This is a genomic window from Shewanella sp. SW32 (assembly GCF_025653365.1).
GTDB lineage: Bacteria > Pseudomonadota > Gammaproteobacteria > Enterobacterales > Shewanellaceae > Shewanella > Shewanella oncorhynchi.
Genome location: NZ_JAKKSJ010000002.1, coordinates 74,058 through 90,128 on the forward strand (window position 1 = coordinate 74,058; position 16,071 = coordinate 90,128).

Consider the following 16,071-nt stretch of genomic DNA (forward strand, 5'->3'; position numbering starts at 1 on the left):
GTTAATTAAGATAAATTGAATAAACAGTAACTTATGCTGTTATGGGCGGAGCACGACTATTGAAGAAACGACTAAAAGGTCGCTTAAAGGAAACGGCCTGAAACTCAACCGAGATATAACCCTGCTGAGCGAGTTGAAAATGAAAGGGTGTACTGGTTAGCGCATGTTGCAACTGGTGCTGATGTAAGCACAGCGAGCAATTGGCCTTAGAGTCTTCACTAGCATGGGAAACACTGTGAACAGCAATGGCAACAGACAATAGCACCAATATGGCAGCAAGCCATATTGCTAGGGTGCGTCTTGTTTGTATCACACTATTCAAACCCTACTTCCTCAGATAATTTGGCAGGCGATTGTATGTTAAGCACTACTAAAGTTGCAAACCGATTTACCTAAGCCGTAGGGCTTAAATGTTACAAGAGGTAACTTATCTCATGAGTCATTAGCTATGCCGTCCATAGACTATTTGCAGCCTGCTACTTTACGTAACCCTTTAACACATCATCAATCATGATATTAAGGGATGTTATGCCCGCCCCAGTTATATACCAAGCCTCGGGATCCACAAAAATAATGTTCCCCGTCTTCCAAGCGTTAGTTTCACGCAAAAGAGGATTATCAATAGATTGTTTATCCAATACGGGGCTTCGCTCCATTACTGCGGTTCTGTCAACCACGTAAATGATGTCGGGATTGTTTTCAAGAATAAACTCGCTTGATACAGGTTGACCGTGCAATCCCATCTGCTCTGATAAGCTGGCAGGTTTAACCCCTAGCGCACTGTAAATAAACCCATAGCGAGAACGAATACCTAAAAATCGAAAAGCACCATTATTATGTAGCACCACCAAGGCTTTTTCTGGCCTGTCTTTAATCACCATTCTGGCGGCTTGGATCTTACTTTCCAGTTCATCCACTTTATGTTTTGCCAAGGTTTGCTTATCGAATAATTTACCCAGCATCAATAAGTGTTTTGTGACTATATCAAAGTAATCGCTGTTGCTGTCTTGGTAATCAATATCCAAATGAATGGTTGGTGCCAAATTGGAAAGCGCTTGATAATGACTAGCTTGAACGGATGACATCAGCACCAAATCGGGTTTAAGTGCATAAATACGTTCCATATTGGGTTGAACGATAGCACCTAAATCAACGATATCACTATTGTTGCTGTAGTCTTTCAGGTAGTAAGGAACAAAATCCTTTGGCATACCGACAATGGGAATACCCAACTGTTCGAGATAGTCGACTTCATTCATATCTAGGGCCGCAACACGCACTGGCCGTTTTGTAATAACTGTAGTGCCCAGCTTATGCTCTACCTCTATCGGGGCAAAATCCAACTCAGCCGTTGAAGCACTCGTATCCGATGATGCAAGTTGTACTGATTCAGTTTTATTGTCGCAGGCCAGCAAAAAAGCCGAGCTAAATAACAGAATCGCTATCACTTTAGTCCCACTTCTACATTTCGACGTCACTTGTATTCTCCTTGTAAGTTGAAGTTGAAATAGTTACATACTGTTCCTTGGTTCGTTTTCAGCACCTCAAGATCCAGTTCGTACAGTGCTTTTAACCTTTGTGCTGTGACGACCTCTTCTACGGGTCCAGCGCAGTGCACAACGCCTTGCTTCATACCGACAATATAGTCGGAGTAGTTAGCCGCAAAATTGATATCGTGAACCACTAACACTACCGTTCGTTTGTAATCGTCACACAGATGGCGAAGTGCCCGCATGATGCTAACGGCATGTTTCATATCCAGATTGTTGAGCGGTTCATCTAACAATAAATAATCCGTTTGCTGCGCAATCGCCATTGCCAGAAAAGCCATTTGGCGTTGTCCGCCGCTAAGTTCATCAATAAATACATTGGCTAATGACTGTAAAGCTAAAAACGACAGCGCTTCATCAATGGCGCGATGATCTTCCTTTGTGAGTGCCCCTTGGCTATAGGGAAAACGACCAAATGCCACTAACTCCCTGACCGTCAGGCGTAAATTGAGGCTGTTAAACTGACGCATGGTTGCAACTTGCTTGGCATAATCCTTCAAGGGAATATTGTGGATAGCAGTACCTTTGAGTAATACCTCGCCCTGCTGGATATTCAGTAACCGGCCAATCGACATCAGTAAGGTACTTTTGCCAGCACCGTTAGGGCCGATAAGAGAAGTCATCTGATGTTCGGGAAATTGTGCAGTGACATTTTTTAGCACAGGTTTCGCGCCATAAGACTGATATAAGTTATTGACGGTTATCACACTGCGCTCCGAGGTTTAAGAATTAAGACAAAGAAATAGGCGCCACAAAATAGATTAATTAACAGCCCAACACTGGTTTGATAATTAAACAGATGCTCAACGAGCATTTGCGCGATCAGAAAAACCGAGATAGCAACGGCGCATCCTGTTATCAAAGTAAATGAGTGCGACGGATGCCTTGCCAGTGCATAGGCCATGTTCGCGACAAATATCCCCATAAAAGCAGTCGGCCCCACTAAACTGGTTGATATTGCGACCAATACCGCGATAAGACCCAATAGCAGGCGCACCACTTTTTGATAATCAATACCAAGAGAGATAGCTTGCTCCCGCCCCATCAGTAATACATCAAGTACAGCGCGCACTCTCCAAGCGGCAATACACACGGCACTGACAAGCACTAGAGAGATAAGCAATTGCTCTGGTTGAGCGCGGTTGAACGACGCTAAGCTATAGCTCTGGAAAATAGAAAACTCACCGGGACTGATAGAATATTGGATTAACTGAGTAAAACTGCCTAACACCACAGTGAGCACTAAGCCCACAAGCAGTAGGAAGAACACATCATGTCGATCTCCACTAAATAGCCAGCGGTGAATCGCCGTTGAGTAAAGCAACATCACCACGACTGAGACAAAGAAATTGCTGTTAGCGGTGATCAGAATACTGCTGCCCGTCCCTAAGATAAGGATCAACAGAGCCTGCAAAATCAAGTAAACCCCTTCATACCCCATGATAGATGGCGTTAAAATGCGATTTCCGGCTAAGGTCTGAAACAGTATCGAAGAAAACGCAATACAGACACCACCAAGGCAAATAGTGCCCAAACGCACCAATCGATTCGGTATGACATAGTCAAAATCAAAGCCTGAGCCCATCAATAAAAATGTGACTGCCAACATAATAGGCAGCCCCCAGCTCAAAAAACGCCATGCACTGTCTTTCATTTGATTTTCCAAACGATAACTAAAAATATGAGTCCACCTAAACAGCTTGCCGTTAGACCTATAGGAATTTCAAAGGGATACAAAACAAGCCGACCAAGTAAGTCGCAGATAATCAGTAGTGTTGCGCCAGCAAAGGCGATAATAGGCAAGGTACGTTTTAAATTATCGCCGTAACGCATAGCGACAAGATTAGGAATAATCAAACCAATAAATGGAATGCTCCCGACTGTGATAACTGTGGTCGCTATGGTCAGGGAAACCAGCACTAACCCTAAGATAACTAGGTTGAAATAACTCAGGCCTAGTGTGGTAGCTAAGCCTTCGCCCATTCCTACAATGGTAAAGCGCTGTGCATAAAGGTAGGTCAGTATGACTACGGGAAGGATCAGATAGATGATTTCGTAGTTACCCTGCACGATTTTTGAAAAATCACCCAGCATCCATCCCTGCATATTTTGCATCATATTGTTTTGATAAGCATAAAGTTCCGCTATCGCACTGAGTACACTGCCAAACATAATCCCAATAATTGGAATGAGCACCGGACTCTTATACCGAATACCACGAATAATCAGAATAAAAGCTAAGCTCGCAAGCAAGCAAAAAACCAAAGCCCCCAACATTCTGGCGGTGACACCCATACTCGGGGCATGAATGATTGAAATTAATATCCCTAGTTTGGCGGCATCAAGCCCGCCACAAGTAGCAGGTTCAACAAACTTGTTTTGCACAATCTGCTGCAATATCACGCCACAGACTGCGAGCCCGACACCTGAGCAAATCAAGGCAAAGAGCCGCGGCAGACGACTCGCAGATAACACCAACCAGACATCATCCGATAACGTCAGCATCTGCGTCACAGAGGCATACTTTGCGCCTAGCAGCAATGAGGCAAAACAAAGCACAAAAAAGCACGTCAGTGCATAAACCACCTTCACAAACTGATACTTCCTATACGTAATAAATCTTGTACTAATCTGCAGCCGCTATGAAGTTTTCATATCGACGCGCTATGTTTGAGCCTTATCGGATCCCCCAGCCTTTTGGGCATGGGTAACGGCAATCCCCGCTAACACTAAGTCACGTTTTCGCTCCCACCATTTGCGGGCGCCCACCTTCATGATGTCTACCATCGCATTTATCTGCTCAGCTTTATCAGGGAGCTTGGTGGCTTCATCTTCCCAAATTGCGATAATTCGCTCTTTACGTGTCCGACCATCGGCTTCTGGTTTAGTGGTTGACCACCATCCCAAAAAGCACTCCCCCACCATGTCAACTAAGATATCAACGGCAAGCACTGCTTCATCAAGGGAGAAGCCTTTTTGTTGCAGCTTTTCGACCGATTCAGCAAAAGAACGTATACCCGATGACGGCGTAACACTGGCCTGATGGATAGACTCAGCGAGGCCAGGATGACGCTCATAGAGTGCCCAAATGGCATCGGTCAATATGATCAATTCACTCCGCCAATCGGTGGCTGCTGGCGCTCGCCAGTCCAGCTCATTAATTGCAAGCTCAGCAGCAATGGAGATAACGTCATTTCGACCTGCTACGTGATGGTAGAGGGAAGAATGATCGACCTTTAAATGCGCCGCTATAGCTGGGATGGTCGCTTGATCAACCCCAATCTCCAACGCAGCTCTGGCGATAGCCTCACGGGAAATACGGCTAGGTCTGCCTCGCTGGCGTTTTTGAGTCGGTTGATCCGGTACTTGTGTCATATCGATAAGGTTTCCAAGGCAAAAATGCCATTCTAACCGCTCTTGCTACCCGCTGCATGGCAATACCCAATACAGCGGGTAGAAGCTAGCCGCTAAAACTTCGCCCTAACGCCCACGCCTATTTCTCGTGGTTCAAGTAAATATGCATCCACGCCTCCGGTACTTCTGTCAGCCATTTTTGCCACAGGAGCACGTTCATCCAGTAAATTGCGTGCATAAACAAAGGCTTCAAAATATTGATTGATTTGATAGGAAGAATTCAGGTTTACCGTTGTGTAAGACCCCACTCTTAACTCAGGCTCATTGGTATCCGTTGAAAAGTATCCATCCGTATGACGCACATCACCGCTCACTTTAAAGGCGTCTGTGATCGCATAGTCAAACCCAAGATTGAACATATATCCTGGCGCTTTACTAAACTCGTTGCCGACAAACTCCTCGCCACGGTAGTCATTAAATTCACTTATCTCAGTTTCAAGTAAACCCAGCCCACCATATAGGCTAAAACTATCGACCACTTTAAAGTTCCAATCTAATTCAATCCCATAGCTTTGCGCTTCATCGGCATTAATAATGACAGAACCAAAGGGACGTCCATCGAGGTAGTCAGTAACTGAACGTTGTGAATCCTTAAAGCGGGTGTAGAAGAGATTGCTATTTATGATTAAGCGTTGTTCAAGCAGATCGATACGGGTAAAAAGTTCATAGTTCCATGCCGATTCGGCATCAAAGGTATAATATTCGCCGCCGCGGAAGTTAATACCTGTGCCCCCTGGAATGTTACCTTCACTGATCATAGCGCCGACTAAGACGTTATCTGTCAGATCATAGGACAGGGCAACCTTAGGTAATAAAGCCGTAAACGTTTCTTCATATTGATGGCGCACACCTGGGATGTAGCTGGCAATACCATCGTGGCTAATTTCATCAGACTGATAACGAAGAGCGCTGGTGAATGCCCACTTAGGTGAGAAGCGCCATATGACTTCACCGTAGGGGGCAAAACTGGTATGCCTCAGATCGGCGTCGGCATTACCAAATACGTTGTTCAGCTTGTTATTGGTTTTATCATCCCAGTAGAAGACACCGGCAACCCCACTAAACTCTGAACTCTTGTCACCAAAGTTCAGCCTTATATCATTCGAAAAGTTTTCATTATCTCGTTTTGCGATCCCTTGATAAGGTGCTGCGAACCGATAATCAAACTGCCCTTCTGAATACTGCAGTTGGTTATGCAACTTCATCCCATTGTCGAACACATATTCAAGATCAAAAATTCCAACATGATTGCTGACTTCTTGATTGTCCTGAAAAATTGAACGATTTTCTAAGTCATCATAGGGTTCTGATACCACCTCGTTTCTGGGACGTTTAGCCTCAGTGGAGGAATAAGTCAGCATGGCGGAAAAGTTGCTGTATTTTTCGGGTTCCCATAGCAACTTCGCCCGTAGATTTTGGTTTTTAAACTCAAAATCCAAATCATGGGCAGTAAAATCTGGGTTAACGTAATCAACAAAGGTATCTCTAGCACTGTAATCTGCGCTAATTCTTGCGGCAAAGTCATTACTGAGCGCACCGGACGCCATAACCGAAAAACGCTGCTTATTCCGACTGCCATAAAGTGCTTGTGCTGCAAATTCTGGCGTATAAGTGGGGTTATGGGTATGGATCACTACAGCGCCAGCAATACTGTTGGCTCCTTGACTGGTCGTTTGCGGACCACGGTAAACTTCAATAGACGACACATCCCACACGCCTGCGGCACCTAAATCCAGTTCTGCGGGGCTCAGATATTTACCATCAACACTGATAGTTGCCCCAGGCACAGGCTTAGATAAGTAGGCATTACCCGCTGCAACAGGCCCTTTAGTATCTGTTCCGCGGATAATGGGCGCATCGGTATTTCCGGCATAAATTAAGTTTGGCGTACCGCCGAGAATTTCAGAAATCGTTGATTGGTCGGCATTTTTCCTCAACTGTTCTTCAGTGATCACTGTCACTGAGCTAGCCGTTTCCTTCAGCGTGCGCTCGATTTTCTGACCGTAAACTGTGATGACTTCAATATTTCCCGCTGCATCTTGTTGCTTGGATTGCTTATCCGGAGCAGTTCCACTGTCAGCAATAGTTGAGCCGGAAATAGCGCTAAGCCCCAGCGCAAGAGAACCGATAACCCACTTTGATTGTGGGTAAAACTTACCAAATCGGGGCATGTGTAATAACTCCTTATACGAAAGATTTGTTGCCAATGAGAATAGTTATCAATTATATTATCGCCGTTCAAAACATTTATCAACACTTTGTTGATAAATAAAAATGACCGCTTAATATGGTCGCCATCTCATGGCGGTTCAATTTTTATGAAACAAGGAATTTGGCTCGTGGATGTTCATTTGCCCATAAACTCTGGCACTCAGACTATTTTTTACTCTGCAATATCAAGACTTCATCGCTTCATTGGCCTTGTGTTAATCACACTTTCCAGATCGAAGCCCAGCCTGTTCCACTTCGATTTTTTAGGTGAACATTAAAATGCAGCGACTTTTCAGTCCCACTTCAACATTAGCCTTCGCCCTACGTCCGGCGATTCCCGCACTCACTTTCGGAACATTACTAGCGGCTGGTACCGGCGTGATGGCACTAAGTGCACTCTGGTGCGTAATACAGCTTATTGCTGGACATCATTCATTTTGGTTAGCGGGTGCGCTCATATTTTGGATATTGTCGGCACTGCTTTCTGGTAGCGCCTCTTGGATTAATCACAATGCTGAGGCGCAATTTTCTGGAAGATTAAGGCGTCAGGTTGCAGCGCATCTTGTCAGGCTGCCACCAAGTACTTTGGCAAAATATAAGGGCGAAAAGTTAAAGCGATTAATGGTCGATGACATAGCGTCATTGCATCATATGATCGCGCATTTACCCTCTGAGCTAGCGACCTTTATTATTGTCCCTGCCATCACTATCGGCTTGCTGATCTTAAGCGCGGGCTTAGTGGCATTACTTGCCCTTATCCCAGGTCTAGTCGCAGCGCTTTTCTATTTGGTGGTGATCCCAAGGCTTGCAGCAAAACAGGGGGAAGCACGAGTCAATGTGATGGGAAATATCACTGCAGCAGTAGATGACTACGCCCGTGGTGCGCCTGTATTTCGCATTTATGGCGCACAAACTGGTGCTATGGCCGATTACCAAAAGGCAACGACACATTTTATTGGGGATATTCTTGAGCGGGTAAGCAAGGTATCCACTTCAGTCGCCGTGGCCACATCACTACTACAGGCTGTCTGTACTTTTGCCATTGTCTATGCCATCGGGTATGAATGGCCCCCTGAAAACCTTGCTGCAGCCTTGTTCTTCAGTCTGGCCATAGTCACGCCAGCCCTAAAGCTCGGGCATGGGCTTGATTATCTTGCCACGGGTCGCGCTGCCGCTCAGCGGCTAACGGATTTTCTTGAGCAATCGAGAGTTCCTGTTGGTAACGGCAATATTGAGCTTAATACACCTATGCCGCTCACCCTCACGAATGTTGTGCCTTCACTGTCTACAAGCAATCAATCTGTGCCCATTAACTATCAATTTAGATCTGACAGAGTGACGGCAGTTACAGGGATCAGTGGTGTTGGCAAATCCACATTACTGCGCTTATTAGCTGGCATGGAGCCGCTACATGCCGGAGATATTCGACTCGCTGGTATGGCACTCAAAGAGATGGATGAAGCCTCGATTAATCGCGCGATCATGCTATTACCGCAAAGTGCGGGACTACTGGCAACCTCCATCGCCGACAATCTCGCGCTCACCGCACCTTGTGCCACGGATGACGATTACTTAGCAGCATTACACTGCGCGCAATTGGATAAATCCTTAACTACTCATGCAAGCACACTGTCTGGCGGTGAAATACAGCGCGTCAACCTTGCCCGTGTGTTTCTTTCACCCGCTAGGGTGATATTGCTTGATGAACCCACATCGGCCCTAGACAGCGAAACGGCGTTTAACGTGTTCACAGCACTACGCCATCACGCAAAAACAAACCACAAAACGATTGTGATGGTCACCCATGACTTAACGCTTGCCGAGCTGGCGGATGACAAGCTCGCACTCAAACATCATCACAGGGAAGGAGAAGGCCAATGATAAATCGTCCCCAAGATTACGCAGCCATAAAGCACTTAATACCTGTTGCCTGCGGTTGGGCTGTGGCGGCCATATTGGAAGCGGCATGCTACATTCAACTGGCTTTAGCCATGACTCAGCAGCAATCACCGCAAAAACTGCTATCGATTGCCGCAATAACCATACTCACCACAATACTGGCTTCGCGTTCAGGTTTTTGGGCTGGCGCAAGGCTGGCCAATGCGCTCTACAGTGCATTAGGCACGACCATGCAACAAGCTAAACTCTCTTGGTTTACACCGAGTGTCAGGACACTACTCATAGAAACTGTCTCTCGGAGCATTCCTGGCTTTATGAGTATTCCGGCACATCAATTTCAGGTATTTATTAATGCACCGCTTATTCCGCTCTGCATTACCTTTGGCATAGGATTGATCGGTGGCATACCACTGGTACTGATGTTGGCTAGCTTGTTGCTCGTGTCATTTGTGATTCAGAGTATGGTGCAACGAGCCCTTGCCCGCGCAGATATGGACCGAAACAACACTGAATTAGCAGCAGATCAGTCAACCCTTGAACTGATCGACCACTTAGAGTTACTGCGCACAGCAGCAGGATATAGCGGCGCAACAACACGGGTGGAGCAAAACTGGCAAACACAAGAAATCGCACTGGAACGAACTAATCGCGCCGCAGCTATAGCAACATTACTGTCGGCTATCGCCAGCTTTTTACCTATTGCAGGCATGGCACTCTATCTGGTGCTATCCGGTATAAACAATACGACAATGCTGCTCGCTGTTTTGATGTTGACCATGCGCGCGGCGGCGCCACTTGAAACTCTCGCCGTGGCGGCAATAAGCATTAATGATCAGTTAGCGGCTATTAAACACTATCGACAAGCGACTCATGCGCCAACGCTCAAAGAGCCAAGCCAAGCGCAACAAAAGACACCGAACAATCATACAATCGAATTGAATAACGTAACATTTCCCCCTGCGGTGCAAAATATCAATGCCACTATCGAGCCAGGTGAACGCGTGCTGATTTGTGGCCCGAGCGGTTCAGGTAAAACCAGCTTACTTAAGTTATTGATGCGCTTTGATGATCCCACTCTAGGCCTGATCACTTTGGGCAAGGTGTCACTCACGTCAATCCCCGCCGCTGAACTTGCCCGCTTTTTCGCCTATGTGCCACAGGATCCACTCATCTTTACCGGCACCATTGCCAGTAACATTCGTATTGGTAACCCTGATGCCGACGATCAAGCCGTAGATAAAACGGCACGTCAAATGGCCTTGGATGAAGTATTAGACAGATCAGAACTGGGCATTTACCAAGAAGTCGGCCTGCAAGGCGCAGGGTTATCGGGAGGGGAACGCCAAAGGCTTGCCTTAGCACGCGCGCTTATCAAAAATGCGCCGATTCTGATAATGGATGAGGCCACCTCGGCATTGGATGAGGAGACAGAAAAGCACGTAGCCAAGGCTATTTGCGAACAGAGTTGTACATTGGTTTTAGTTTCGCACCGAAACCAATCACTTTGGCAGCCAACCAAGATAATAGAATTTCATCCATCATTTTCCTCAAAGTAAGATCGGCTTTCTGCGCATTAAAAAACTGAATTACAGATATCTGACACAGATTACAGTGATTAATTTGTCGTTACAGACCAACATCTCAATGAGTTATGTACTGCAGCCGAAATGACATGAATCATTTCGACTGCAGTTATTGCTCGTGCAAAGGAAGATGAGCATTGCTGTAGAACCGACCAAGCCTTGTTGGCATAACGCTCACTGAATCAAAGCATAAATACTCGAGCTTCCTCTCGTTTTTGAGCTTTAAAATCCCTCAAATTATCAGCTACCCGTTAATAAACTAGTAACCATATTTTGCGACAGGGTGCCAATTTTTATTAACATCCTCTTCAATAAACTTTTGTTTTTCTTTGATTAAATCCGATTCAATTAACCCTATCGCTTGATGGGCTTTTTCCTTAGTACTGATATCTGGATAGCTAACTTGAGTAACGTTAAGTTGCTTCAATATTCCAGCGAGCAGATGACGTGCTTCGTTCGCTTGTTCGATGGCTTTATCTAAAAGCTGCTTACCTTCTTGTGGATTATGTGCATACAAACCATGTGAAGACATGGCAAAGTCCCAGCGCCACTGACTGTGTCGTATCGCCATAATTGGCTCATTCATATTCTCCCATTTAGCACCTGCATCCCATGCCGCTTTGGCTTCATAGTGGGCTTTGACGAGCAGAGCTTCAACTTCGCGAGCTTTGGTCTCAATCGTTAATTTATTGTCCGCGAGCTTGGTTTCAATTTTGGTTTTACTGCTATGGCAGCCACTGCAACTGTTATCAAAATGCGGTAAGGCTTTATCAACTTTATGGCTAGTAAATTCAACACCTTTTGCATCCTGCTGGGTAGGCATATGGCAGGTAATGCAAGTGACACCGACTTCGGCATGTTTACTGCGACTCCAGTGTTCAAACTCAGGATGACGTGCTTTGAGTATGGGCGTTTTCGAAAGAGGATGGATCCATTCGAAGAAGCGGCGAGTGTCATAATATTTTTCAATATCATCGGCGGTGCTGCCAAAAATCCAAGGAATATTTACAACATTACTTTTTTCCGGACGGAAATAGTAAGTGACATGACATTGACCACATACCTGCGCACCTTGCATATTGGTATCTTGTTTATCGAATGGCAGGTGAATTTTAGCCATAGCCTCTTGGGCATGAGGACGAGGTAAAGTTAACTTATTAGTGCCAGATTCATGGCAATCACTGCAATACACTACGCTTTGGATCTCTTTGCCCAGATCGGTAAAGTTTTTAGCGGAGTATCCTTCAAATCCCAGTTGTTCAATCAATCTAGGGGCATCCGGTGTCTTGCAGGTCCAACAACTGGCGGATAATCCTTTCTCTCCTGCTTTAGGGGGGACACCCGTACGTAAAGTATGCGTCACATCAGCAACGGCAAAATGGTGTCCACGTGGGCTATGGTACTCTTTGGCATAGGAAGATCCTGCCCAGAGTATGATGCTGGCGGGATAATTGGCGAGCATATCCTCGCGTTCAACTTGTTCAGAGGTGGCTTGCCAAGATTGATATTGGTTAGGATATTTTTGTTGATTGCTAGTATCGGAAGCCGCTACAGATGTACATATAGTTATGACGAGCAAGCAAATCATTTTTAGCAATGTAACTGTTTTTAAATAAATTTTCACTTTGTATCCTTTTGTCCTAACATCAATATTAACCTGGGCGCCCATCGATACGGGGGCGAGAGAGTATCGGCAAGTAATGCCATACAAACAGTGCAAATGCGATAAACCAGCAACTGCCAGCCAACCATAACCAGACTTGGGTGTGGGCCGGAAACCAGATGGGCATCAGTGCCCTGAGCAGTGCCGCTAACGGTAGGCAAATAAATGCCAAGATCATCTTAGGGCCCTCATAAATATTTCGACTTGTGTGCCCGAGTGACACTCTGGATATCATCGAAAGACACAGGGTAGCCATACAACCAATAGCAAATAGGTGAAGCAAACTGCGATAGGCATATTCATTATCGAGATACCAACTCATGGCTAACAGGCTGAGTGGCAACATTAAATAGGCAAGATGCAAGGACCACAGCATAGGTTCTTTCAGTGTTTTATGGGGTAACCAGCGTGCAAATCGGACCAGCTGCAAGAGCCCCGCAATGAGCAGTAAGCCTCGCTCGACTTCCAGAGGTATAAGGTGGATGAGTGATTGAATGACGAGCAAGATCATCGTCAGGATCAGCGGGTATTCAATCCAAGTTAAGGGATCTGGTTTAGTGGCCTTAATGCGCATCGCGGTAAAAAATGGAATCACACGCCCACCGACTATTGTGATAAGTAAGGCTAACCACCATAACATCGCCTGCCAGATCTGGTTGGCAAGAATAAAGTCGCGTTCAAATAAAGCGTAATAGCTGACATTGTTAATCACGAGTGCGGCAAACAACATGATCGGAAAACCAATATTGCGCCATTGCTTCACCTTATAAATGCAGCGCCATAAAGTAAGGCTTGCCATACCAAGGAACAATGAATCAAACAAGGCAGGCAAAATGAGCGGAACTTGCATTGGGAGTAAGAGTAATAATCGTGCCAGTAACCAGCAGCTAAAGGTCAATGCGAGTGGCCATCCCTTTAATGTGGGTTGGTTGGTCCAATTTTGAACGGCTGTCAGCAAAAATCCACACACAATTGCCATAGCGAAACCGAACAACATTTCATGTGGATGCCACCATAGCGGCAATATTTGACTCCAAAAGGATGTAGGGAAAAAGCTATATTGGGGAGTAAACCAAGTTAATAGCCACAAAGGGATATATAGCTCAGCTAATATTGCTCCCCCAAGGAAAAAAGGTCTAAAGCCTAAGCGCCATAACGCGTGAGTACGTTCGGTTTGTGTAGGATCATCAATATTTAGCATAGTTGTTAGCCGAGTAGCAGAACGATGATGAACACACTTAAGATGCATTCAATATGACCCTTATATTGTGCTGTTATGACCTTCAATTCAAACTAAATCTTAGATTTTGGAACTAAGATCCCAAAGATGAACAAAAAATAAAGTGTCGTGGAATACTCATTTCTGACGGCTAATAGGCTTGATCAATGTACTACGGGCTCATGACGGACAAAGGTTCAATGCAGACTTTTACACAGGTAACGGCACAAACAGTCACACGTTGGTAAATTTTAGATGGGAGAAATACCGTTTTGATTTAAATAACCGTGGCTTTGATTGGCCTATCTTATTTCGAACACAGCCAAGACTTTGATAGCACAGGCAGCTCAATTCATAACGGCGATAACAGTTGCAGATGATTATGTGGTAACTCGCTTTAGCATCGATTATCAGGCTAGAAACTGGCGGATTAGTGACTTCGCCAACAACCTATTTGATTAACAAGCATTGACAGTAAATAGCCTATAAGTCGCAGTTATGTGGAGGGTTACGACAAAAAAATGGAAATAGTACCGACAATGGGTAGCGTTAAAAAATGGCGAGTTATTCAATCCAAGCAAAATCATTTTTTACGCTTTATGCTACACAAAATAAAACGGCTCGCATATTTCTATGCAAGCCGTTGTTTTATTTGGCAGGGGTGGCAGGACTCGAACCCGCAACCATCGGTTTTGGAGACCGCTGTTCTACCAATTGGAACTACACCCCTGTTGACGTGGGGCATTATGCTAAAAGCACTTCCAAAGGTAAAGTACTTTTTATGGCAAAACTCATTAACTGAAGGTTTTTCAAACAAGTTAGGCTATTGCTGTTGATTTAACTGCCACTGAGATTAAAAAGCCATCGCATATTAGCTTAATGGCGTAGTAGATACTTAGTTTAAAGCCCATAGATTAAAGGTAACTAGACTAAATGATCCCACAACAAATCAGTTTGATGACGTCGAATAAGTGTGCCGTTTCGGCCATTTTGAGGTGCTTAAGGGTTAAAGACGCGCATTTATCGAAAAAAGATCTGAGTTCGATTTATAAAATCGGCGTTTTATAGTATAAGCATCGTCAATTTCATACACAGCTCGACGGAACCACTCATGTCTGACAAATTTTTCTTCAAGGGTCGTAAAACCCCCAAGCCGAAGCACGAAAGCTATGGCTACAACACTAAGCGTGCCGCTAAACCGGGTACAGAAGCATTACCATTACAATTAATTGTTGCCGACGAAGCGCGTAAACTCGAAGTTGCCGCGATTGTTGCCGAACACCAGCTGTTCGCCAATATCGAAGTCAATGCCGACGTCGCTGAAGATATTGTTGAATTAGACGGTTTATTAAATAAGCCTAAGACCACGACTTTCGAGAAAAAACCGAATCGTAACGAGCCTTGCGCTTGTGGTAGCGGTCAAAAATTCAAGAAGTGCTGCGGCAAGTAAGCGCTTTCATCAGCGTGATATAGATAGGGACTTTTGCTGTAACGCTTTTGTGCGTCGGGAATCGCCCCTTTTCTCCCCCCTCTTTTTAGTTTCTCTCCCCAAAGCCAATTAATCTTCCAACTTTGAGATAAAAATCCGCTGCAAATCGTTATTCCATAGCTGAATAATTTTGCGGGTCTTTTCTTTATTCCAAAAACATTTCCCAAATAAAATTAAACCAGCGCCTTCAAAGCAGCGTTTATCTTCTATTTCAAATTGCGCTAATAATGGTTGCTTTATCCCATCGATAGGAATGCCGATATCTTTACTGTCGGCGGGGTTAAGCCAGCTCATCGTCGGGTCAGTGTGGGATATCGTGCCCCAATACATGTGGGGTTTATTGTCGCTTGGGTCCGCATCGGCAAAATTGACAAACAGGTTCTTCGCCCGCCAACGGTATTTTCGCTCAGCGTCTGTGTATACCCAGAGATCCGATTTCGCCAAATCTGTGCCGCGCAATAAACTGTGGAGTAACTTTTCGAGCCCTTGGCTGGGCACTCGTTTTTCAGTGGTATGTTCAGCGGTGTTAACTTGGTAGCCTGTTTTCGACTCTTGTATTCGATCATCCACTGACGATGCAATAGACACTTTCGATGGCTCAGGCATAGAGGACAATTTAGGCGTTGGCTCAGTCTTGCTGGTTAATACCTGTGCAGTCGAAACTTTGTTTGCAGGTGAATGGCGACGAGGTTTACGGCTAAAGTCGATCATTAAGGCATCGGCGTCCACCAGCTGTTGCTGCACTTCAATGGCATCTTGCTCCTCACGGGACTTTTGTGCTGAAGGTTTAAATTCAATGCAATCGGCTTGGTGATATCGCGAGCCAAAACAAGCGGCTTTACCGTCTTTTGAGGATTTACGGAAATATGCTTTACCACCGCAGGCGGGGCAAATTAACCATTGCCGCAAACGCTCGATATCCTCATCGGGTAATTGTTGAAACTTAAAAACACTATAAGTCGTTCTCGCAATTAAATGATCCTCTGTTTCGAGTTCACAAATAGCATCTAACATAGTGTTGTCCTTTATTTTCGACTGCTGGC

13 protein-coding genes and 1 tRNA gene are annotated in these 16,071 nt (G+C 45.2%); 3 read left to right on the forward strand and 11 right to left on the reverse strand.

What is annotated here, in order from left to right:
- Nucleotides 1-31: 31 nt before the first annotated feature.
- The 7 genes from L5M28_RS01480 to L5M28_RS01510 all read right to left on the reverse strand — a co-directional run bounded on the left by L5M28_RS01480 (nt 32) and on the right by L5M28_RS01510 (nt 7,135).
- Nucleotides 32-322, reverse strand: coding sequence for a DUF2607 family protein (locus tag L5M28_RS01480; RefSeq protein WP_028761491.1), 291 nt, complete (start codon nt 320-322; stop codon nt 32-34).
- 154 nt (nt 323-476) lie between these two features.
- On the reverse strand, nt 477-1,478 hold the full coding sequence (locus L5M28_RS01485; protein ID WP_131523219.1) for a siderophore ABC transporter substrate-binding protein: 1,002 nt from the start codon (nt 1,476-1,478) through the stop codon (nt 477-479).
- Nucleotides 1,475-2,257 (reverse strand): ABC transporter ATP-binding protein, encoded by a 783-nt coding sequence (locus L5M28_RS01490; RefSeq protein ID WP_014611499.1) that lies wholly within the window; start codon nt 2,255-2,257, stop codon nt 1,475-1,477. Before L5M28_RS01490 ends, L5M28_RS01485 begins: the two co-directional genes overlap by 4 nt.
- Nucleotides 2,254-3,204 (reverse strand): iron chelate uptake ABC transporter family permease subunit, encoded by a 951-nt coding sequence (locus L5M28_RS01495; RefSeq protein WP_263172689.1) that lies wholly within the window; start codon nt 3,202-3,204, stop codon nt 2,254-2,256. Before L5M28_RS01495 ends, L5M28_RS01490 begins: the two co-directional genes overlap by 4 nt.
- Nucleotides 3,201-4,142, reverse strand: coding sequence for an ABC transporter permease (locus tag L5M28_RS01500; protein WP_317629991.1), 942 nt, complete (start codon nt 4,140-4,142; stop codon nt 3,201-3,203). The genes L5M28_RS01495 and L5M28_RS01500 overlap by 4 nt, the downstream gene beginning before the upstream one ends.
- 72 nt (nt 4,143-4,214) lie before the next feature.
- A complete protein-coding gene (locus tag L5M28_RS01505) occupies nt 4,215-4,925 on the reverse strand; it encodes a TetR/AcrR family transcriptional regulator (RefSeq protein WP_263185616.1) in 711 nt (236 codons plus the stop codon).
- A 92-nt stretch (nt 4,926-5,017) separates the two neighbouring features.
- Nucleotides 5,018-7,135 (reverse strand): TonB-dependent receptor, encoded by a 2,118-nt coding sequence (locus tag L5M28_RS01510; RefSeq protein WP_263202210.1) that lies wholly within the window; start codon nt 7,133-7,135, stop codon nt 5,018-5,020.
- A gap of 319 nt (nt 7,136-7,454) precedes the next feature.
- On the opposite strand from L5M28_RS01510, the gene L5M28_RS01515 reads away from it, so the two are divergent.
- The gene (locus L5M28_RS01515) at nt 7,455-9,056 is read left to right on the forward strand and encodes an ATP-binding cassette domain-containing protein (protein WP_263202212.1); all 1,602 of its coding nucleotides are present in this window, start codon (nt 7,455-7,457) and stop codon (nt 9,054-9,056) included.
- Nucleotides 9,053-10,630: an ATP-binding cassette domain-containing protein gene (locus L5M28_RS01520; protein WP_263202214.1), complete on the forward strand. Its 1,578-nt coding sequence runs from the start codon at nt 9,053-9,055 to the stop codon at nt 10,628-10,630. Before L5M28_RS01515 ends, L5M28_RS01520 begins: the two co-directional genes overlap by 4 nt.
- Nucleotides 10,631-10,916: 286 nt before the next feature.
- On the opposite strand, the gene L5M28_RS01525 is transcribed toward L5M28_RS01520, so the two are convergent.
- From L5M28_RS01525 to L5M28_RS01535, 3 genes are all read right to left on the reverse strand, one after another.
- A complete protein-coding gene (locus tag L5M28_RS01525) occupies nt 10,917-12,326 on the reverse strand; it encodes an ammonia-forming cytochrome c nitrite reductase subunit c552 (RefSeq protein WP_263202216.1) in 1,410 nt (469 codons plus the stop codon).
- Entirely contained in the window at nt 12,310-13,521 is a 1,212-nt protein-coding gene (locus L5M28_RS01530; RefSeq protein WP_263202218.1) for an NnrS family protein, read from the reverse strand. The genes L5M28_RS01525 and L5M28_RS01530 overlap by 17 nt, the downstream gene beginning before the upstream one ends.
- Nucleotides 13,522-14,192: 671 nt before the next feature.
- A tRNA-Trp gene (locus L5M28_RS01535) sits at nt 14,193-14,269 on the reverse strand.
- Nucleotides 14,270-14,650: 381 nt separating this feature from the next.
- On the opposite strand from L5M28_RS01535, the gene L5M28_RS01540 reads away from it, so the two are divergent.
- Complete coding sequence (locus L5M28_RS01540; RefSeq protein WP_263178946.1) at nt 14,651-14,989, forward strand: PBPRA1643 family SWIM/SEC-C metal-binding motif protein; 339 nt, start codon at nt 14,651-14,653, stop codon at nt 14,987-14,989.
- Nucleotides 14,990-15,097: 108 nt separating this feature from the next.
- Here L5M28_RS01540 and L5M28_RS01545 read toward each other — a convergent pair whose 3' ends face one another.
- On the reverse strand, nt 15,098-16,042 hold the full coding sequence (locus L5M28_RS01545; RefSeq protein ID WP_263202220.1) for a hypothetical protein: 945 nt from the start codon (nt 16,040-16,042) through the stop codon (nt 15,098-15,100).
- Nucleotides 16,043-16,071: the final 29 nt, after the last annotated feature.